Source organism: Nonomuraea sp. NPDC050394 (genome assembly GCF_044459065.1).
In the GTDB taxonomy this organism is placed as follows: Bacteria; Actinomycetota; Actinomycetes; order Streptosporangiales; family Streptosporangiaceae; genus Nonomuraea.
In genome coordinates this window covers 909,326-928,638 of sequence record NZ_JBITIO010000003.1, presented here as the reverse complement: position 1 = coordinate 928,638, position 19,313 = coordinate 909,326, and the positions used below count along the sequence as shown (strand labels likewise).

The 19,313-nt window shown below is 70.0% G+C and carries 18 protein-coding genes; 7 read left to right on the top strand and 11 right to left on the bottom strand.

All coding sequences use genetic code 11. The features are described 5' to 3' along the window. Nucleotides 1–33: 33 nt before the first annotated feature. On the bottom strand, nt 34–741 hold the full coding sequence (locus ACIBKY_RS17295; RefSeq protein ID WP_397097688.1) for a neutral zinc metallopeptidase: 708 nt from the start codon (nt 739–741) through the stop codon (nt 34–36). A 171-nt stretch (nt 742–912) separates the two neighbouring features. On the opposite strand from ACIBKY_RS17295, the gene ACIBKY_RS17290 reads away from it, so the two are divergent. Beyond that, nucleotides 913–1,602 (top strand): sulfite exporter TauE/SafE family protein, encoded by a 690-nt coding sequence (locus ACIBKY_RS17290; RefSeq protein WP_397097628.1) that lies wholly within the window; start codon nt 913–915, stop codon nt 1,600–1,602. Between the two features lie 4 nt (nt 1,603–1,606). On the opposite strand, the gene ACIBKY_RS17285 is transcribed toward ACIBKY_RS17290, so the two are convergent. Both ACIBKY_RS17285 and ACIBKY_RS17280 read right to left on the bottom strand, forming a co-directional pair. Beyond that, a complete protein-coding gene (locus ACIBKY_RS17285) occupies nt 1,607–2,728 on the bottom strand; it encodes a DUF5685 family protein (RefSeq protein WP_397097627.1) in 1,122 nt (373 codons plus the stop codon). A gap of 64 nt (nt 2,729–2,792) precedes the next feature. Next, nucleotides 2,793–3,203 carry a nuclear transport factor 2 family protein gene (locus tag ACIBKY_RS17280; protein WP_397097626.1) on the bottom strand — a complete coding sequence of 137 codons (411 nt, stop codon included), beginning with the start codon at nt 3,201–3,203 and terminating at the stop codon, nt 2,793–2,795. 147 nt (nt 3,204–3,350) lie between these two features. Here ACIBKY_RS17280 and ACIBKY_RS17275 point away from each other — a divergent pair, with 147 nt between their 5' ends. The 4 genes from ACIBKY_RS17275 (at nt 3,351) to ACIBKY_RS17260 (ending at nt 7,761) form a co-directional block, all read left to right on the top strand. Continuing rightward, nucleotides 3,351–4,451 carry a sugar ABC transporter substrate-binding protein gene (locus ACIBKY_RS17275; RefSeq protein WP_397097625.1) on the top strand — a complete coding sequence of 367 codons (1,101 nt, stop codon included), beginning with the start codon at nt 3,351–3,353 and terminating at the stop codon, nt 4,449–4,451. A gap of 90 nt (nt 4,452–4,541) precedes the next feature. After that, nucleotides 4,542–5,297 carry an ATP-binding cassette domain-containing protein gene (locus tag ACIBKY_RS17270; RefSeq protein ID WP_379613895.1) on the top strand — a complete coding sequence of 252 codons (756 nt, stop codon included), beginning with the start codon at nt 4,542–4,544 and terminating at the stop codon, nt 5,295–5,297. Then, nucleotides 5,294–6,553, top strand: a complete 1,260-nt coding sequence (locus ACIBKY_RS17265; protein WP_397097624.1) for a sugar ABC transporter permease — start codon at nt 5,294–5,296, stop codon at nt 6,551–6,553. Before ACIBKY_RS17270 ends, ACIBKY_RS17265 begins: the two co-directional genes overlap by 4 nt. Then, on the top strand, nt 6,553–7,761 hold the full coding sequence (locus ACIBKY_RS17260) for an ROK family protein (RefSeq protein WP_397097623.1): 1,209 nt from the start codon (nt 6,553–6,555) through the stop codon (nt 7,759–7,761). The genes ACIBKY_RS17265 and ACIBKY_RS17260 overlap by 1 nt, the downstream gene beginning before the upstream one ends. Nucleotides 7,762–7,936: 175 nt before the next feature. On the opposite strand, the gene ACIBKY_RS17255 is transcribed toward ACIBKY_RS17260, so the two are convergent. From ACIBKY_RS17255 to ACIBKY_RS17235, 5 genes are all read right to left on the bottom strand, one after another. After that, nucleotides 7,937–8,302, bottom strand: coding sequence for a hypothetical protein (locus tag ACIBKY_RS17255; RefSeq protein WP_397097622.1), 366 nt, complete (start codon nt 8,300–8,302; stop codon nt 7,937–7,939). Between the two features lie 247 nt (nt 8,303–8,549). Next, nucleotides 8,550–9,338, bottom strand: coding sequence for a neutral zinc metallopeptidase (locus tag ACIBKY_RS17250; RefSeq protein WP_397097621.1), 789 nt, complete (start codon nt 9,336–9,338; stop codon nt 8,550–8,552). Between the two features lie 41 nt (nt 9,339–9,379). Next, nucleotides 9,380–10,117: a neutral zinc metallopeptidase gene (locus tag ACIBKY_RS17245; protein ID WP_397097620.1), complete on the bottom strand. Its 738-nt coding sequence runs from the start codon at nt 10,115–10,117 to the stop codon at nt 9,380–9,382. A 68-nt stretch (nt 10,118–10,185) separates the two neighbouring features. Further along, nucleotides 10,186–10,953 (bottom strand): neutral zinc metallopeptidase, encoded by a 768-nt coding sequence (locus ACIBKY_RS17240; protein WP_397097619.1) that lies wholly within the window; start codon nt 10,951–10,953, stop codon nt 10,186–10,188. Nucleotides 10,954–11,066: 113 nt separating this feature from the next. Beyond that, nucleotides 11,067–11,888, bottom strand: coding sequence for a neutral zinc metallopeptidase (locus tag ACIBKY_RS17235; RefSeq protein ID WP_397097618.1), 822 nt, complete (start codon nt 11,886–11,888; stop codon nt 11,067–11,069). 138 nt (nt 11,889–12,026) lie between these two features. Here ACIBKY_RS17235 and dxs point away from each other — a divergent pair, with 138 nt between their 5' ends. Beyond that, a complete protein-coding gene (gene dxs, locus ACIBKY_RS17230; RefSeq protein WP_397097617.1) occupies nt 12,027–13,925 on the top strand; it encodes a 1-deoxy-D-xylulose-5-phosphate synthase in 1,899 nt (632 codons plus the stop codon). Between the two features lie 132 nt (nt 13,926–14,057). Further along, nucleotides 14,058–15,533, top strand: a complete 1,476-nt coding sequence (locus tag ACIBKY_RS17225; protein ID WP_397097616.1) for an amino acid permease — start codon at nt 14,058–14,060, stop codon at nt 15,531–15,533. Between the two features lie 48 nt (nt 15,534–15,581). Here the strand turns inward: ACIBKY_RS17225 and ACIBKY_RS17220 are convergent, their stop codons facing one another. The 3 genes from ACIBKY_RS17220 to ACIBKY_RS17210 form a co-directional block, all read right to left on the bottom strand. After that, nucleotides 15,582–15,956, bottom strand: coding sequence for an SSI family serine proteinase inhibitor (locus tag ACIBKY_RS17220; protein WP_397097615.1), 375 nt, complete (start codon nt 15,954–15,956; stop codon nt 15,582–15,584). 87 nt (nt 15,957–16,043) lie between these two features. Then, nucleotides 16,044–18,116 carry a 3-hydroxyacyl-CoA dehydrogenase NAD-binding domain-containing protein gene (locus tag ACIBKY_RS17215; protein WP_397097614.1) on the bottom strand — a complete coding sequence of 691 codons (2,073 nt, stop codon included), beginning with the start codon at nt 18,114–18,116 and terminating at the stop codon, nt 16,044–16,046. Then, entirely contained in the window at nt 18,113–19,270 is a 1,158-nt protein-coding gene (locus tag ACIBKY_RS17210; RefSeq protein WP_397097687.1) for a thiolase family protein, read from the bottom strand. Before ACIBKY_RS17210 ends, ACIBKY_RS17215 begins: the two co-directional genes overlap by 4 nt. Nucleotides 19,271–19,313 lie beyond the last annotated feature (43 nt).

The following is a 19,313-nucleotide window of genomic DNA, read 5'->3' as shown; positions in this document are numbered from 1 at the left end:
CGGCGGGGCTTTCTCATGGGGTACGGCCGGCCCTCACGCCACCCGGGACCGCGCCGCCGACCAGGTGTCGCAGGAGGCGGGCCGGGCGCCGGTGAAGCCGCGCTTCAGCCAGTAGACGCGGTTGGCGCCGCTGCCGTGGGTGCGGTAGAGGTCGTCCCCGCTGGCCCGTACCGTCTCGACCAGGGCGGCCCAGTCCTTCGTGTCCCGGGGCAGCGACCGCCACACCCCGGCCAGGAACACCCCGGCCAGGCAGTCGGCCTGCAACTCGTAGCGGCGCCCGCGCTCGGCGGTTGCCTTGCCGCGCTCGTAGGCGGCGCGGATGCCGGTCAGGCTCTGCAGGTGATGTCCGTACTCGTGGGCAGCGATCTTGAGCGGCAGCAGGTCGGTCCGCCCCTCGATCCAGTCGCCGGACAGCGGGAACACCAGCGTGCGCGGCCCCGGGCAGTAGAAGGCGGCAGTCCCCTCGGGCCAGTCGAACCCGCAGATCCGATCCTGCGGCACGTCGAAATAGCGCACCTTGGGCTTGCTGAACGGCATCCGCGCCCGCGCAAAATGCCCGCCCCACGCCTTGTCCAGACATTTCACCATCGCTACGAGATACTCCCTGGGCCGCGCCACTCCGCCGGAGATCAGCTCGGGCTCCTCGCACGACTGGGCTGCGAGCCTGCCGGTGCCCGCCCACGGGTCGGCGGCCGGAGCGGTGGTGAGGGTCAGTACGGACAGCACGGCAACGGTCTGCATCAGGGGCACGAACACGGATCATAGGGCTGTTCCCGGTCTCGGACGATCGAGGGGCGCCGGAGAGCGGGGTGCCGGCCGGGTGGCCGGGCGAGGGCGGTGGGAGGGGACGGGCGGGGCGGTGGTTGACTCTCCGGCATGAGTGATCTGGCGCTTGTCCTGACAATTGGTAGTTTGGCGGTTTTCATCGGGGCAATTGTCCAGGGAGGCGTCGGGTTTGGGCTGGGGCTGATCGCCGCGCCCGTGCTCACGATCCTCGACCCCGGCGTCATGCCCGGTGCGATCCAGGTGGTCAACTTCACGTTGCCGTTGTTCACGCTGGCCGCCGAGTGGCGCAAGGTGGACTGGCGGGGGCTGGGGTTCGCGGTGCTCGGCCGGCTGCCCGGAACGGTCATCGGAGGATTCGTCGTCGTCTACGTGTCGGCCCACACACTCGGCGTGCTCGTCGGAGTGATGGTGCTGATCGCGGTGGGGCTGACGGCGCGGGCGCTGAGCGTGCCGCGCAACGGCGCGACACTCGCCACCGCCGGGTTCGTCTCCGGCGTCACCGGCACGGCCACGGGCATCGGCGGCCCGCCCATCGGCCTGGTGTACCAGAGCGCCAAGGGGCCGCAGATCCGGGCGACGCTGGCCATGTTCTTCGCCCTGAGCGCCGCCCAGTCGCTGGCCGTCCTGGCCTTCGTGGACCGGTTGCCCGGCAAGGCGCTGGCCACGGGGGCGGCGCTGCTCGTACCCATGATCGCCGGATTTCTCGTGTCCGGGCCGCTGCGGCGCTATCTCGACGGCGGGAAGGTGCGGGCGGCGATCCTGATCGTGGCGGCCGCCTCCGCGCTGGTGCTCATCGGGCAGAGCGTGATGCGGTGACGGCTCAGGCCGAGCAGCAGTCGCAACCGGAACAGCAGTCGCAGTCCGAGCAACAGTCGCAGTTCGTGCAGCAGTCGGGCAGATGGCAGCAGACGTCCCCGCAGTTGGCGCAACTGGAGCACCGGGAATCCTCCTCCTCCCACGGAGGCTGGTAGAGCCCGCAGGTGCAGCAGGAGAAGGCGGCACAGGCCAGCGAGATCAGCCCGCCGGGATCCGGCTTGCGGGGATGAGGCTCGGGAGGCGAACCAGGTGAGTGCGTCGGCGGTTCGGAGGGCGCGGTGCCCTCGGCGAAGGTGCGGGTGATCGCCCGGGACGTCTCATGGACCAGGAGTGCCGTGGCCAGCCGGGGCCGGGGCAGCTCCAGCCCGTGCACGGCCTCCCGCAGGTCGGCCTGCGCGCGCTCACAGTGCGAACGGGCGTCCGCGAGGGCCGTGCCACTGGCCAGCAGCGGGTTGTAGGCCCCCCGCTCGCGATCCTCGGTCAGGTCCTCCACGGCGTCCAGAAGGTGGGCCAGCCGCCCGAAGGCCCGCCCGGCGCGTTCGAGCGGCTCGCGGTTGCCGGGCCGCCCCGTCAGCACCGCCGTGTGCGCGAAGGCGGCGGCCACCGCGTCCTCGGTGGGCGCCGTGAGCGTGGCGAGCGTACGACCGCCGGACCGCTCAAGTTCCACCTGGGCGAGGGCCGCGCCGGTCAGCGGGGCGGGGTCGAAGGACAGGGCGGCCGCCGTCGAGGCGCCCGCGCCGGACCAGCGTCCGGCCAGCCGCCCGGCGGTCGCGGCGACGAGCCGGCGCCGGTAAAGTCCGTCGCCGTCGGCGATGTGGTCGCGCAGCTTGGCCCCGGCCAAGATGAGGGAGACCGACGCGGCCAGCCGGGCCCCTTCCGACTGCACGACCCCGGCCGTCCTGAACCCCCGCAGAGCGCACGGCCCAGCGGTACGCCTCCGGGCAGGCGCGCCCATCTGCGCCTCGGCCAGCACCGACACGAGCAACGCGTCATAGTTGGTCGCCAGCCGCGCCGCCTGCCCATGCTCGTCCCGCAAGGCCAGGCACAGACCGCACAGATGCCCCAGCCAGTCCTTGAACATCCCCCCGCACATGCCGTGCCGACATGGCCGGACAATCCCGAACATATGCCCCCTCATCCGGTACGGCGGAGCTCACCGTAGCACCCGTGACCTAGGACAGGGGAGGGCCTCAGTGCATGGTCCGCCAGGTCTGCTCCTCCACCAGTTCCCGGCTCCGCCACCCGGCGGGCGTCCTGGCCATCTGGTGGTGATACCAGCCGCCGCCCTGCAGGATCCCGGCCGGCTTGGCCAGTTCCCGGCTGGGCGCCAGCGTGTCGGTGAACGCGGCCGAGACCTCCGCCGCGTCCCCGCGCACCGCGACCCGGGTGGCGCCGATCAGGTGGAGCCGGCCGGGCCAGTGCGGAAGAACGTCCGCGAGCCAGGCCTTGACCTCGGGAAACGGTCCCTTGATCCCCCCGGCCGAGGTGTAGTCGAGCACGGCGTCGGGCGTGAACACCTCGTCGAGCAGGTCCCAGGCGCCGCTGTCCAGCGCGTAGGCGTAGGTGGCCAGGCGGTCGGAGATGGCCCAGTGATCGTCCATGGGCCCAGACAACGCGACAGCGCGTACCCGAGCAAGGCCCACGTTTCACGATTGTTATGCGGAACAACAAACTCCGCCCTCTGAGCCCCTTCCCAAGAGGTCCCCGGCGGAATACGTTGCCGCAAACAACATTCAGGGAGGTCTGCCATGCGCAAGGGGATCCTGGGCGCCGCCGCGCTCATCCTGGGTCTGGCCGCCTGCGGGGGCGAGAGCGGCACGACCACCGGCACCACCGCCACGACGGGAGCCGCCACCGCCAAGCCCGGCAAGGTCGGCGTCATCCTGCCCGACAGCAAGTCCTCGGCCCGCTGGGAGACGGCGGACCGCAAGTTCCTGGGAGAGGCATTCACGGCCGCCGGGGTCGCCTTCGACATCCAGAACGCCCAGAACGACAAGTCCGCGTTCCAGACCATCGCCGACCAGATGATCACCAACGGCGCGACCGTGCTGATGATCGTGAACCTCGACAGCGGAACCGGCAAGACCGTTATCGACAAGGCCAAGGCGCAGGGCGTGCCCACGATCGACTACGACCGGCTCACGCTCGGCGGCAACGCCGCCTACTACGTCAGCTTCGACAACACCAAGGTCGGCACCCTGCAGGGCGAGGGCCTGAGCAAGTGCCTGGCCGAGAAGAAGGCCGACAAGCCCATCGTCGCCTACCTGAACGGCTCGCCCACCGACAACAACGCGACCCTGTTCAAGGAGGGCTACGACGGCGTCCTGAAGCCCAGGTTCGACGCCGGTGAGTACGTGAAGGGCCCCGAGGAGTCGGTGCCCGAGTGGGACAACACCAAGGCCGGCACGCTGTTCGAGCAGATGCTCACCAGCCAGCCGAAGATCGCCGGCGTGCTGGCGGCCAACGACGGGCTCGGCAACGCCGCCATCACCGTGCTGAAGAAGAACAAGCTCAACGGGAAGGTCCCGGTCACCGGCCAGGACGCCACCGTCCAGGGCCTGCAGAACATCCTGGCCGGCGACCAGTGCATGACCGTCTACAAGGCCGTCAAGAAGGAGGCCGACGCCGCGGCCAAGCTCGCGGTCGCGCTGGCCAAGGGCGAGAAGCCGACGGCGAGCGGCACCGTCAAGGACTCCCAGACCGGCGCGGACGTCCCCGCCGAACTCCTCGACCCCCAGCCCATCACCTTCGACACCGTCAAGGACGTCGTGGCCGACGGCTACGTGACCAAGGACGAACTCTGCACCGGCGACTTCGCCGCCAAGTGCACAGAAGCCGGAATCAGCTAACCCAACCCCCTCTAGATCCCGAAATTTCGGCTTAAGGTACGGCAAGCGGCCCACAAGGCGGCCTGCCGTACCCTCCTCCGAGGGAGCCCCATGACGACCCCACTTCTCGAAGTACGCGGCCTCGACAAGAGCTTCGGCCCCGTCCAAGTGCTCCACGACGTCGCCTTCTCCGCCTACGCCGGCGAGGTCACCGCTCTGGTCGGCGACAACGGCGCCGGCAAGTCGACGCTCGTGAAGTGCGTGGGCGGCATCCACCCCGTCGACGCCGGCCGGATCCTCTTCGACGGCGACGACGTCCAGGTGAGCACCCCGCGCGACGCCGGAGCGCTCGGCATCGAGATCGTCTACCAGGACCTCGCGCTCTGCGACAACCTCGACATCGTCCAGAACATGTTCCTCGGCCGCGAACGCCGCAGCGGCCTGGTCCTGGACGAGGCGACGATGGAGGAGATGGCCGAGCGCACGCTGTCCGGCCTGTCGGTACGCACGGTCAAATCCATCCGGCAGCAGGTCGCCAGCCTGTCCGGCGGCCAGCGGCAGACCGTCGCCATCGCCAAGGCGGTGCTCTGGAACTCCCGGGTGGTCATCCTCGACGAGCCCACCGCCGCGCTCGGCGTCGCCCAGACCGCCCAGGTACTGGAACTCGTGCGCAGGCTGGCCGACCAGGGCCTGGCCGTGGTGCTCATCTCGCACAACATGAACGACGTGTTCGCCGTCTCCGACCGGATCGCGGCGCTCTACCTCGGCAGGATGGCGGCCCAGGTCCGCACCGCCGACGTGACGCACGCGCAGGTCGTCGAACTGATCACCTCCGGTCGCAGCGGAGAACTGGGGATCGCGCCATGAGCAAGCTCGTGCAGGACAAAGAGGCCATCATCGCGGCGGTGCAGACGCCGTCGATCGGGCACAGCGCCCGCGCCTACGGGGAGCGGGTCCGCGGCGGCGACATGGGCGCGCTGCCCGCCGTCATCGGCCTGGTCGTGCTCTGCACGGTCTTCGCGATCGCCCGGCCCTCGTTCCTGACCGCCATCAACTTCGCCAACCTGTTCACCCAGGGCGCCGCGGTGACCGTCATCGCCATGGGCCTGGTCTTCGTCCTGCTGCTGGGCGAGATCGACCTGTCGGCCGGCTTCGCCAGCGGCGTCTGCGCGGCGGTGCTCGCCGTGACGCTCACCGACCTCGGGCAACCCTGGTACGTGGCCGTGATCGCGGCCATCCTCACCGGCTCGGTGATCGGGGTGATCCTGGGCTCGCTGGTGGCCAAGGTCGGCATCCCGTCCTTCGTGGTCACGCTGGCGGCGTTCCTCGCCTTCCAGGGCGTGGTGCTGATCATGCTGGACGAGGGCACCAACATCTCCATCGCCGACCCGGTCATCGTCGCCATCGCGACCAAGAACATGACGCCCGCGCTCGGCTGGGCGCTCTACGCCGCCGGCGTGGTGATCTACGCGGCACTCCAGCTCACCCGGGCACGCCGGCGGGCCGCGCGCGGGCTGGTGGCCGACCCGTTCTCGCTGATCGCCGCGCGGGTGGGCAGCCTGGCGGTCATCGCCGGGCTCGCCGTCTACGTCCTGAACCTGGAGCGCAGCCGCAACCCGCTGACGATCTCGCTCACCGGCGTGCCCATCGTCGTGCCGGTCATCCTGGCGCTGCTGGTCCTGTGGACGTTCGTGCTGCGCCGTATGCCCTTCGGACGGCATGTCTACGCGGTCGGCGGGAACGCGGAGGCGGCCCGCAGGGCCGGCATCGACGTCGACCGCATCAAGATCGGCGCGTTCGTGATCTGCTCGTCGATGGCCGCGGTCGGCGGGATCATCGCGGCCTCCCGCGCCAACTCCGTCGACCCGAACACCGGAGGCAGCACGGTCCTGCTGTATGCCGTCGGAGCTGCGGTGATAGGCGGGACGAGCCTGTTCGGCGGCAAGGGCAGGGTCCTCGACGCCGTGCTGGGCGGCGCCGTGGTGGCGGTCATCGAAAACGGCATGGGCCTGATGCAGTACGGTTCCAGCGTGAAATACCTGGTCACCGGATCTGTCCTCTTGCTGGCCGCGGGCGTCGACGCGCTGGCGCGCAGGCGGGCGGCCGCAGCGGGTCTGAGGTGATGCGGGCGGGGCCATCCCAGGAGGACATCAGGCGGCACAACCTCGGCACGCTGCTGCGCCATGTCCATCTGGGCGGGCCGATCTCACGTGCCGAGCTGACCTCGCGCATGGGCCTGAACCGCAGCACCATCATGGCGCTCACCTCCGACCTGACCGCGGCGGGCCTGGTGCGCGAGGAACTGCCGCGCGAGACCGGCCGCGCGGGCCGGCCGTCGCTGGTGGTGCGCCCCGAGTCGGCGCGTGTCTACGTCTTCGCCTTCGACGTGGGTCCCGACCGGCTGGCCGTCGCCCGCGTCGGGCTGGGCGGGGTGATACTCGACCGCAGGGAGTCGGTACGGCGGCGCGGCCCGTTCGACCTGACGGAGCTGACCGGAGAGCTGGCCGCGGCGGCCCGGCAGATGCGGCGCAAGGCCCGCCACGACGCCGTCTGCGTCGGGGCGGGCGCCGCCGTGTCCGGCGGCGTGCGCAGAAGCGACGGCGTGATCAGGTTCGGCCCGAACCTGCACGCCGACGAGGCGCCCTTCGGCGAGGCACTGGGCAGGCGGCTGGCCTTCGGGTTGCCGGTGAGCGTGGGCAACGACGCGAACCTGGCCGCGCTCGCCGAGCACAGCCGCGGCGTGGGCGTGGGCGTGCGCGACCTCGTCTACCTGCACGGGGATGTCGGCGTGGGCGGCGGGATCATCGCCGGCGGCCACCTGCTCGGCGGCCACGACGGCTACGGCGGCGAGATCGGCCACATGGTGATCAACCCGGGCGGCGGGCAGTGCGCCTGCGGCTCCCGCGGCTGCCTGGAGGCGGAGGTGGGGGAGCGGGCCCTGCTGGAGGCCGCGGGCAGGAGCCCGGAGGAGGGCCACCAGGGCCGTGACGCGGTACGCAAGGTGGTCGACGCCGCCGACCGCGGGGACATCGTCGCCCAGGAGGCGCTGCGCCAGGTCGGCGACTGGCTGGGGCTGGGCGTGGCGAACCTGGTCAACCTGTTCAACCCGGAGATGGTGATCTTCGGCGGCATGCTGCGCGAGGTCTACCTCGGCTCGGCCGCCCAGGTACGCAGCCGCCTGGCGGTCAGCGCCCTGGCCCCCCAGCGGGAGAAGCTGCGCCTGCGGACCTCCGCGCTGGCCGACGACGCGACCCTCGTGGGCGCCGCGGAACTCGCCTTCGCCCACGTGCTGGCCGACCCGCTGGAAGTCCTGGCCCGCGCGGGCGGCTGAGCGCATCCCAAGGTGCCCGGCCCCGGCCGGATCGTCCCGATGGCCGAGGGCGGGACCGGGCACGACCCCCGCGTCGCGGTGCGGGCGGGGGCCGGTCCCATGGCCGTGGTGATCAAGGCCGCGTATCCGTCGCGGCCAGTCGGACGCCCGGAGCGTGGACCGCCGGAGCCTGCGGTCAGGTCACCTGGACGCAGGGAAGGCCGACCGAGCTCCAACTCCCGTTCGGGTTCAGGCGCCAGCCTTCCGCGCAGACCCATCCCGCGTTGTGGCCGGCACCGGACGCGCTCGGCCAGTCTCTGGTGTCGCTCCAGACGTCCATGTTCGGGCCCCAGAGGTGGATGCGCCCGTGGAAGAAGTTCCTGGCTCGTCCGACGGCGGTGTAGCGGCCGGCTCCGCCCTGGCACTCCACGTAGACGTCGTGGTTCGTGCCCCAGTCGCAGCCGGGTATCGCCTTGGCCTGGCCGTGTGCGGGAGCTGTCAGAGTGCCGGCGAGGACGAGCGCGGCGACTGCGCCCAGCACCGTTCTTAAGCTGCGGTTCATGATCGTTCTCCTTGATCGGGTACGGATGTCACTGCCTTCGCCGCTGCCCGGACGCGCTTGTCGCGGTGCGCCGGGCAGGACCCGCTGCGGGACTCCCGTCGTGGGCGCCGCTCCAGGTCGCGAAGGTCTTTCCGTTCCGATGTAGCACGGCGGAGTTGATCGGGCTCCGGCCGATCAGGCCGATCAATCAATGGCGAACAACCGCCCGGGGGCGGCGGCACCAGAGCGCCAAAGATCGCGAGGAGTGCTAGGAGACCCGTGAGGCAGGGGCGGTCCAGGTGTTGCAGGCCGCCGGGGCGGCGGCGGTGAAGCCCTTGTCGAGCCAGTAGCGCTGGTTCCTGCCCTTGCCGTGGTCCTTGATCTTCGTGGTCTCGTCGCCGGAGTTCTTGACGATCTCCAGCAGGTAGTCCCAGTCGTCCTCGCTACGGTCCAGCGACTCCCACACGCTGCCCATGAAGACCCCGGCCAGGCACTCGGCCTGGAGCTCGAACCGGCGCGTCTGCTCCAGTTCCTCCTTCTTGCTCCGGTACGGCTCGTAGAGGTAGGCGTGGTGCAGGCCGGCGATGTTCTGCAGATGGTGCCCGTACTCGTGCGCGACCACGTCCATGAGGAACAGGTCCGAGGGGTCCTCCAGCATCTTGTCGTCAAGGCTGATGGCGAAGCGCCGCGACTTGACGCAGTAGCTGCCCGCCTGGTCGGCCCACTTCTCGCCGCAGAAGCGGGTGCCCTTCTTGGTGACGAACGTCAGCGACGGCTGCCCGAACTCCAGCCCCGCGCCGGTGAAGTGCGCGCGCCACGCCTTGTTGAGACAGGCGTGGACGGCGCGGACGTAGACCTTGGCCTGCGCGACGCTCCCCGCCGCGACCGGCTTCTCCACGCAGGCGCCCGGCGCGAGCGCGCCGGTCCGGTACATCTTGTTCTGGGTGAGGACGGCACTCTTGATCGGGTACGCGGACGCGGCCGCGGTACCCGTCGAGCCGGCCAGGACCACCCCGGCCAGGAGGACTGACACCACGGCATAAAGGGGGAACCTCATGGAGAAAGTGTGATACGTCCTGCTTGACAATCAATTGCCATTCAGAGAACGCGCGACTTTCCCGCCTTCCACGTGTTGCAGTACTGCGCCGAACGGCCGCCGTATCCGCGGTTCTGCCAATAGGCGAGATTGGCCGGCCGTCCGTGGGTCTTGCTCTCCCCGGCCCTGCTGACCGACTCCATCCACTGGTCCCAGGTGATGCCCGGATCGATGGATTCGAGGGTGGAGCTGTAGAAGGCGCCGGCGAAGCACTCGGCCTGCATCTCCAGGCGGTGGCTGAGGATCGTGCGCGCGCCGCCCGACGAGCGCCAGTACATGGCGTTCTGCGCGGTCAGGATGCCGGTGAGGTGCTGGACGTGGTGTCCCCACTCGTGGGCGACCGAGTGCGCGATGTTCATCTTGAACGGGTCGGTCAGGTCACGCTTCATGATCCGGATGGCGACCGTGCGCTGCTGCGGGCAGTACTGCGCGCCGTTGCTGGTGATCTTCCCGCAGACCGACCGGCTGCCCGTCGTCACCTGCACCTTCGGCGGCGTGTACCGCAGCCCGGCGGCCCTGAACCTGGCCGCCCAGAAGCGGTCGGCGCACCGGGCCATCCCGGTGTGGAAGGCTCGGAGCGAGGCGGCGCTTCCCCGGCGGATCTCCGGAATGGCGCACGAGAGCGCCGACGTGGTACCGGAGCGATAGATCTTGTTCTGGGTCAGTACGGCGGGCGGCACGGCGGCCGCCGGTTCTGCCGAGGCGCTGGCCGTACCGGAAAAGGTAAGACCCGCGATCATGCACACAGATGCCGCAATAAGGGGAAGTCGCACGATCGCGGATCCTAGACCAGTTCGGGGCGCTCCGGTTAGGAGACCCGGGATTTCGGCGCCGCCCAGGTGTTGCACGCGCTGGGGGACTCGGCGTCGAAGCCGCGCTTGAGCCACCAGGCGATGTTCTTGGCCTTGCCGTGGGAACGGAAGTCGTAGCCGTTCTCGGCGACCTTCACGATGTAGCGGAAGTCGAACTCGCGCCGGCCCAGCGAGTGCCAGATCGAGCCGATGAACGCGCCCGACATGCACTCGGCCTGCAGTTCGACCCGGCGGCTCTCGTCGAACACGCGGGCCTTGCTCTTGCCCTTGAGGTTGTCGACGACCCTCAGCATGCCGGTGAGCTGCTGGATGTGGTGACCGTACTCGTGGGCCAGGACCTCCATCAGGAACAGCTCGAACGGCTCGGCCAGGATCGCCTCGTCGAGCAGGAAGGTGATCTTCTTGTTCTTCGGGCAGTAGATGGCCTGGGCGCCCGCGGGGAACCTGCCGCACGAGGTCCGCGCGCCCGGCTTGGCGATGACCTCGAAGCCCGGCTTGGCGAAGGGGATGTTCTTCTTGGCCAGCTGCCTGCTCCAGGACTCGTTCAGGCAGTCCATGAGGAACTCGAGGTAGACGCGGGCGTCGTCCAGGTCTCCGCTCTGGACCGGCTGCTCGTCACATTCCTTGAGCTCCAGCGCACCTGTCTTGTAGACCGGGTTCTTGGTCAGCACCGGTGAGTAGGAGGGGGGAGCGGCGTGGGCCACACCGGTGAACAGCACGCTCGCCAGGGCGCCGGAAATGAGCGCCAAAATGGGGGTACGCATGAGAAGGCACCTTATTTGGCGCATCTGCCGTTGGTAAAGCACATTGCGGCCCGTGCCGCGAGGGGCACAGACCGCAATGTGATGATATTTCGGGCTATAGGAGGACTAAGGGGCTATGCCACGTAGCGGGCGGAGACCTTCCACGTGTTACACGAGCCCACCTGGCCGGAGTTGAAGCCCCGGTTCATCCAGGCGGCCTGCGAGGAGCCCTTTCCGTGGTCGTTCTGGGCCCAGGCCTTGTGGCCGTTCTGGCGGAACCACTGGACCGTCCGGTCCCACTCGGCCTGGTCGACGGGCAGGGTGTCGGCCACGGTGTTCATGAAGACCGCGGAGAAGCACTCGGCCTGAAGCTCCGAGCGGCGCGACAGCTGCAGCTGCATCGACTTGCCCGAGCTGTTGCGGGCCGCCCAGTAGTAGTTCCAGATGCCGGAGATCTGCTGGACGTGGTGACCATACTCGTGCGCCATCAGGCGGGTGATGCCCAGGGCGTACGGGTTACGGAGCTGCGTCTTGGTGATCAGCATGTACATCGTGCGGTCGCCCGAGCAGTAGAGGCCGTCGGCCCCCGCGCTCCACGGGCCGCAGGCGGTGCGGACCTTCTTGGTGATGATCCGCAGGCGCGGCTTGCTGAACGACAGGCCCGCCTTGCGGAACTGGCTGCTCCAGGAGGCGTTCAGGCAGTTGGTGACGCGCTGCAGGAAGCGCTTGTAGGCGGCGGTGCTGCCACGGGGCAGGTCGCCGGGCGAACAGTTGGAGTCGGCGAGCCGGCCGGTGCGGTAGAGCGGGTTCGCCGTCGCGGCTGCTTTGCCACGGGGCGGCGCCGCCTGCTGCAGCTGCGCCCCCTGGTTGACGGGCTGCGCTTCGGCGGTCGCCGTACCCACGCCCGCCAGAGCAAGCACCAGCCCTGCGGCCACGAGTGACGAGAGTTTCCTCATGGGGAGAGTGTTCATAGTGAGGGAAAGACTAGGTCAAGATCGGACAAATGTGGGCTGATTTGACTCGATGCAGTCAGCGCCGGGGGCACGAACTAGACTCGTGCGCAGTGGCGAGCACGAGCAGGAGGGGCTGATTCCGTGAGCGGGCTGCTGAGCTCAATCAAGGGACCGGAGGACGTCAGAAGGCTCGGGGCGGCGCAGTTGCCGAGGCTCGCGGGGGAGATCCGCGACAAGCTCGTCGACTCGTGCGCGCGCTTCGGCGGACACCTGGGTCCCAACCTGGGTGTCGTGGAACTCACGATCGCTTTGCACCGGGTCTTCGACTCCCCGCGCGACCCGATCATCTGGGACACCGGCCACCAGGCGTACGTCCACAAACTGCTCACCGGCCGCCTCGCGGGCTTCGAGGCGCTCAAGCAGGAGGGCGGCCTGTCCGGCTACCCGAGCCAGGCCGAGTCCGAGCACGACTTCGTCGAGAACTCCCACGCCTCCACCGCGCTGTCCTACGCCGACGGCCTCGGCAAGGCGTTCAAGCTGCGCGGCGAGCGCGACCGCAGGGTCGTGGCGATCATCGGCGACGGCGCCCTGACCGGCGGCATGGCCTGGGAGGCGCTCAACAACATCGCCGCGATCAAGGACCTCCCGGTCGTCATCGTGGTCAACGACAACGGCCGCTCCTACTCCCCGACCATCGGCGGGCTGGCCTCCCACCTGTCCTCGCTGCGTGTCAACCGCCGCTACGAGGACATGCTGGAGTTCGTCAAGGACAAGATCGGGAACGTTCCCGTCCTCTACGACGCCCTCCACGGCATCAAGAAGGGCGTCAAGGACGTCATCGCCCCGCAGGTGATGTTCGAGGACCTCGGCCTGAAGTACCTGGGCCCCATCGACGGCCACGACGAGCAGGCCATGGAGGCCGCGCTGCGCAAGGCACGCGACTTCGGCGGCCCGGTCATCGTCCACGCCCTCACCCAGAAGGGCCGCGGCTACTCCCCGGCGGAGAACCACGACGAGGACCAGATGCACGGCCCCGGCGCCTTCGACAAGTCGACCGGGCGGGAGAAGCCGAAGCCCCGCATCTGGACCGACGTGTTCAGCGAGGAGATGGTCAAGCTCGGCCGCGAGCGCTCCGACATCGTCGGCATCACCGCCGCCATGCTCCACCCGGTGGGCCTGGCCGCCTTCGCCGAGGCCTACCCCGAGCGCATCTACGACGTCGGCATCGCCGAGCAGCACGCCCTGACCAGCGCCGCCGGCCTGGCGCTCGGCGGGATGCACCCGGTGTTCGCCGTGTACGCCACCTTCCTCAACCGCGGCTTCGACCAGTTGCTGATGGACGTCGCCCTGCACAAGCTGCCGGTCACCCTGGTGCTCGACCGCGCGGGCGTCACCGGCGACGACGGGGCCAGCCACAACGGCATGTGGGACCTGTCCATCATGCAGGTCGTCCCCGGCCTGCGGATCGCCGTACCGCGTGACGGCGAGCGCATCGTCGAACTGCTGCGCGAGGCGGTCGCCACCACGGACGGGCCGACCGTGCTTCGCTACCCGAAGGGCGCGCTGGCCGAGACGATCGAGCCGGTCGGCAAGCTGGGCGAGATGGACCTGCTGCGGGTGGCCGACTCGGGCGAGCCCGACGTGCTGCTGGTCGGCGTGGGCCCGATGGCGCACATCTGCATGGACGCGGCCAAGCTGCTCGACGCCCAGGGCATCACCGCCACGGTCGTCGACCCGCGCTGGGTCAAGCCGCTCGACGACGCCCTGGTGGTGGCGGCGGGGGCCCACAAGCTGGTGGCCGTGGTCGAGGACAACGGCAAGGTCGGCGGCGTGGGCGACGCGGTCTCGCGGTTGCTGCGCGAGGCCGACGTGGACGTGCCCGTCCGCTCCTACGGCATCCCGCAGCGCTTCCTCGACCACGCCAAGCGCGCCAAGATCCTCGGCCAGATCGGCCTGACCGGCCAGGACCTGGCCCGCGAGATCACCGAGGCGATCGCCAAGCGCGGCGCCCCCATCGAAAGCCCGACCGCCCGCAACTGACCCCGCCGCGCCGCCGTGCCCACGCCGCACGGCGGCGCGTTGTCCGGAAAGTCCCTGGTCGCCGGGCGATCGGCGCTGTTCGTGATGGGCGGAGGAAGGCATGACAGCGGGGTAAACGGGCACTGACTGATCGTGGATATCTTTCGCACCAAGAGCGTCGAGCAGTCGATCCAGGACACGGAGGCGCCGGAGCACCGGCTGAGAAAGCGCCTGACCGCCACCGACCTCACGGTCTTCGGCATCGGCGTGATCGTCGGCACCGGCATCTTCGTGCTCACGGGCCAGGTGGCCAAGCAGACCGCGGGACCCGCGGTGGCCCTGTCCTTCATCGTGGCCGCCGTCGTGTGCGGGCTGGCCGCGCTCTGCTACGCCGAGTTCGCCTCCACGCTGCCCGTGGCGGGTTCCGCGTACACGTTCTCCTTCGCCACGCTGGGCGAGTTCCCCGCCTGGGTGATCGGCTGGGACCTGATGCTGGAGATGGCGCTGGCCGCGGCCGTGGTGGCGGTCGGCTGGTCGGGGTACTTCGCCTCGCTGCTGCAGTCGATCGGGCTCACCCTGCCGGACTGGATGGCGGGCGACAGCCCGGTGGTCAACGTGCCGGCGATGGTGATCGTGCTGATCCTGACGGCGATCCTGGTGGCCGGCATCAAGCTGTCGTCGCGGGTCAACCTGATCATCGTGATCGTCAAGGTCGCGGTGATCCTGCTGGTCATCGTGGCGGGGCTGTTCTTCGTCAACGCGGCCAACTACACGCCGTTCATCCCCGACCCGATCTCCACACCGGCCGTCGAGGGACTGAAGGCGCCGCTCATCCAGGTGCTGTTCGGCATCACGCCGGTGGCCTTCGGCGTGATCGGCATCTTCTCCGCCGCCGCGATCGTGTTCTTCGCGTTCATCGGCTTCGACATCGTGGCGACGGCCGCGGAGGAGACCATCCAGCCGCAGCGCGACCTGCCGCGCGGCATCATCGGCTCGCTGGTCGTCTGCACGGTGCTGTACGTGGCGGTCTCGCTGGTCGTGGTCGGCATGCAGCCCTACAGCGAGCTCAGCACGCGGGCGCCGCTGGCCGACGCGTTCACCGCCGTGGGCCAGAACTGGGCCGCCGCGCTGATCAGCATCGGCGCCATCGCCGGTCTCACCACCGTGGTGATGATCCTCATGCTGGGGCAGAGCCGGGTGCTGTTCGCGATGTGCCGTGACGGCCTGCTGCCGCGCGGCCTGGCGAAGGTCCATCCGAAGTACGGCACGCCCGCCCGCCTCACGGTCATCATCGGCGTGGTGACGGCGCTGCTGGCCGGGTTCATCTCCCTCGGCGCGCTGGCCGAACTGGTGAACATCGGCACGCTCTTCGCGTTCGTCGTCGTCTCGATCGGCGTGATCATCCTGCGCCGGACCCGCCCGGACCTGCACCGCGCCTTCCGCACGCCGCTGGTCCCGCTGCTGCCGATCCTGTCGGTGCTGGCCTGCCTCTACCTGATGCTCAACCTTCCGGTGGAGACGTGGCTGCGCTTCCTGATCTGGATGGTCATCGGCGCCGCCCTCTACTTCCTGTACGGCTACCGCCACAGCCGCGCCCAGCGCCTCGTCCCGGGCATCAAACCCGACTAGCCGCCCGGAGCCGTGCCGGGAAGCACGTCCCGGCACGGCCCGTCACGCTCAGAACGTGTAGACGGCCCGTCCCGCGGCCTTCATCAGGCAGCCGTTGCCGAACCTGCCGGTGAAGGCGACCTTCTTGCCCCGCCACACGCCCGTGACCCGGACCCTGTGTGGCATGTACTCCCTGGTGCAGATGGCCCGCTCGTTCTTGAGCTTGGCCGGGTTGCCCTTGACCGAGCGCAGCAGCCGGCAGGCCGCCCGCGGCGACGGATGGTTCCCGCCGTCCCGGTCGCAGGTCAGCCGGACGGCCTTGGTGGTGTCCCCCGTGGTGACGCTGATCTTCAACGTCGCGCGGGGCCGTTGCGAGGCGGCTGCCGGGGCGGCGTTCCCCCAGACGACGGCACCGGCCAGCACGACGAGCGCGAGCGTCTTCACATGTGTTCCCTTCCTCGGACGGGCAAGGTCACACACGCTACTTCCTCCCGGCTGGAAGGGCCCCGTGACACGGGGCCCTTCCGCCGCTCACGGCACGGAGGCGACGCCGGGCTCCAGGAAGCGCGGCTGGGAGATGCCCGCCCTGTCCAGGTACGGCGTGACGCCACCCAGATGGAACGGCCAGCCCGCGCCCAGGATCATGCACAGGTCGATGTCCTGGGCGGCGGCCACCACGCCCTCATCCAGCATGAGCCGGATCTCCTCGGACAGGGCCGACAGGACGCGCTGCCGTACCTCCTGCGCGGTGGAGGGACGGGTACCGCCCGCGAACAGCGCCACGGCCTCGGGGTCGAGGGAGAAGTCGGGCGCGTAGACGCCAGGCTTGCCCGAGGCGACGAGCTTGGCCATGTTGCCGCTGACGCCGAACCGCCCGGGGAAGGCGGCGTGCAGCGTCTCCGACACGTGGTGGCCGACGGCGGGCCCGACGAGCTGCAGCAGCGCGAAGGGCGACATCGGCAGGCCCAGGTCGTCCAGGGAGTGCTCGGCGACCTCCAGCGGCGTCCCCTCGTCCACGGCGGCGATGACCTCGCCCATGAAGCGGGTGAGCAGCCGGTTGACCACGAACGCGGGCGCGTCCTTGACCAGCACCGACGACTTGCGCAGTGACTTGCCGACCGCGAAGGCGGTGGCCAGGGTCGCGTCCGAGGTGCCGGCGCCGCGGATGATCTCCAGGAGCGGCATGACCGCGACCGGGTTGAAGAAGTGGAAGCCGACCAGCCGCTCGGGGTGCCGGAGCTCGGCGCCCATCTCGCTCAGCGACAGCGAGGAGGTGTTGGTGGCCAGCACGCACTCGGCGGAGACGTGCGCCTCGACCTCGGCGAACACCTTCTTCTTGACCGCCATGTCCTCGAAGACGGCCTCGATGACGAAGTCGGCGTCGGCGAAGGCGTCCTTGGTGAGGGAGCCGGTGACCAGGGCCTTGAGACGGTTGGCCTGGTCGCCGGAGATCCGGCCCTTCGACAGGAGCTTGTCCACCTCGGCGTGGACGTAGCCGACGCCCTTGTCGAGCCTGGCCTGGTCGAGGTCGGTCAGGACGACCGGCACCTCCAGGCGGCGGGCGAACAGCAGCGCCATCTGCGAGGCCATCAGCCCGGCGCCGACGACGCCGACCTTGGTGACCTTGCGGGCCAGCGACGTGTCCGGCGCGCCGGCGGGCTTCTTGGCGCGGCGCTGGACGAGGTCGAAGGCGTAGAGGCCGGCGCGCAGCTCGTCGCCCATGAGGAGGTCGGCCAGGGCCTCGTCCTCGGCGGCGAAGCCCTCGTCGCGGGTGGCGGTGCGGGCCAGGGCGACGAGGTCGAGGGCCCGGTAGGGGGCGGGGGAGGCGCCGCGCAGCTTCATGTCGACGAGGAAGCGGGCGTCGTTGACCGCCTTCTCCCAATCGGCATCCGGAAATGTCGGGCGGTCGATGGAAATGTCGCCCTTCAGGACCTTCGATGCCCAGCGGAGCGACTCCTCCAGGAAGTCGGCGGGCTCGAACATCGCGTCCGCCACCCCGAGCTTGAACGCGTCACGGCCCTTGAGCATGCGGTTCTGCGACAGCGGGTTCTCGACGATGAGCTTGAGCGCCGCGGCCGGGCCGATCAGGCGGGGGAGCAACTGCGTGCCGCCCCAGCCGGGCACCAGGCCGAGGAAACACTCCGGCAGGGCCAGCGCGGGCACCCCGGAGGAAATGGTCCGGTACGTGCAGTGGAGCGCGATCTCCAGGCCGCCGCCCATGGCCGCGCCGTTCACGAACGCGAACGACGGAACGGGCAGCTCGCCCAGCCGCCGGAACACCTCGTGCCCCAGCCGCCCGATCTCCAGGGCCTCCTCGCGCGCGCGGACCAGCGCCGCGCCCTTGAGGTCCGCGCCGACCCCGAAGATGAACGGCTTGCCGGTCACACCCACCGCGGCCAGATCGGTACGCGCCGCGATCCCGTCCAGCGCCGCGCCGAGCGACGTCAGCCCGCCGGGCCCGAACGTGTTCGGCTTGGTGTGGTCGAACCCGTTGTCCAGGGTGACCAGCGCCATGGTCCCGGCGCCGCCGGGCAGCTCGACGTCGCGTACCAGCGCCTTGGTGACGACCTCGTCCTTGAACAGCTCCGTCACGTTCACGCTCATGCGAGGTTCTCCCAGATCACGGTGCCGCCCATGCCCATGCCGACGCACATGGTGGTGATGCCGTAGCGGACGTCGGGCCGCTCGGCGAACTGGCGGGCGAGCTGCGTCATCAGCCGCACGCCCGAGGAGGCCAGCGGGTGGCCGAAGGCGATGGCGCCGCCGTACGGGTTGACCTTCTCCTCGTCGATCCCGAAGTGGTCGAGGAAGGCCAGCACCTGCACGGCGAAGGCCTCGTTGATCTCGAACAGCCCGATGTCGGAGACGTTCAGACCGGCCAGGCGCAGCGCGCGCTCGGTCGACGGGATCGGGCCCACGCCCATCACCTCGGGGTCCACGCCCGCGAAGGCGTAGGAGACCAGACGCATCTTGGCGTCCAGGCCGAGCTCCTCGGCGACGTCGGCGGCGGCCACGACGCAGCCGGTGGCGCCGTCGTTGATGCCCGAGGAGTTGCCCGCCGTGACCCGGCCGTGCGAGCGGAAGGGCGTCTTCAGCGCCGCGAGCGCCTCGACGGTCGTGCCGGGCCGCGGAGCCTCATCCTGTACGGCCAGCCCCCAGCCCTTGTCCGCCGTCCGGATCGCGGTCGGCATCAGGTCCGGCTGGATCTTGCCGTCGGCGTAGGCCTTGGCCGCCTTCTCCTGCGACAGCGCCGCGTAGGCGTCGGCCCGCTCCTTGGAGATCTCCGGGTAGCGGTCGTGGAGGTTCTCGGCGGTCATGCCCATGACCAGGGCGCTGCCGTCCACGAGCTTCTCCGACAGGAAGCGGGGGTTGGGGTCGACGCCCTCGCCCATCGGGTGGCGGCCCATGTGCTCGACGCCGCCGGCGATGGCCACGTCGTAGGCGCCGAACGCGATGCCGCCCGCGACCGAGGTCACCGCGGTCATCGCGCCCGCGCACATGCGGTCGATGGCGTAGCCCGGCACGCTCTTGGGCAGCCCGGCCAGCACGGCGGCGGAACGCCCGATGGTCAGGCCCTGGTCGCCGATCTGGGTGGTGGCCGCGATCGCGACCTCGTCCACCCGCTCGGGCGGAAGATTGGGATTACGGCGGATCAGCTCGCGGATGACGCGGACGACCATGTCGTCCGCGCGGGTCTCCGCGTACAGTCCCTTCGGCCCTGACCTGCCGAAAGGCGTGCGCACGCCGTCGACGAACACGACGTCACGAGAGGAAGGCACGGATTCGCTCCTCGTTGCTGGA